Raw genomic sequence first — 263 nt, forward strand, 5'->3', positions numbered from 1 at the left:
CATACCACGGTTAGAAAGGCGAAAGCCTGAAGAAATACAGCGTATACCTGATAAGCGAGATTTAAGGCAACCAGCGAAATTCTAATAGGGTCTAGAATTTCCAACCTGATTAAATGCCATGACGTTTTATTGTTGCCGCATTCAAGCAACATTTGAGAAAAAAACAGAAATCTTTTGTTAGAAAACAAAAGCGCTCTTTCTCCGTAATAACGTTTTTTGGCGACTGTCAAACCTATGGACGGTTTAACGGATTTTCCCCCTTT

General features: G+C 39.2%; 1 protein-coding gene. It reads right to left on the reverse strand.

The window, feature by feature from the left end; all coding sequences use genetic code 11:
• Positions 1 to 263 (reverse strand): hypothetical protein (locus HSP_RS11465; RefSeq protein WP_010129257.1); only part of this gene is annotated, 263 nt, incomplete at both ends.

The organism is Haemophilus sputorum CCUG 13788 (genome assembly GCF_000238795.1).
In the GTDB taxonomy this organism is placed as follows: domain Bacteria; phylum Pseudomonadota; class Gammaproteobacteria; order Enterobacterales; family Pasteurellaceae; genus Haemophilus_A; species Haemophilus_A sputorum.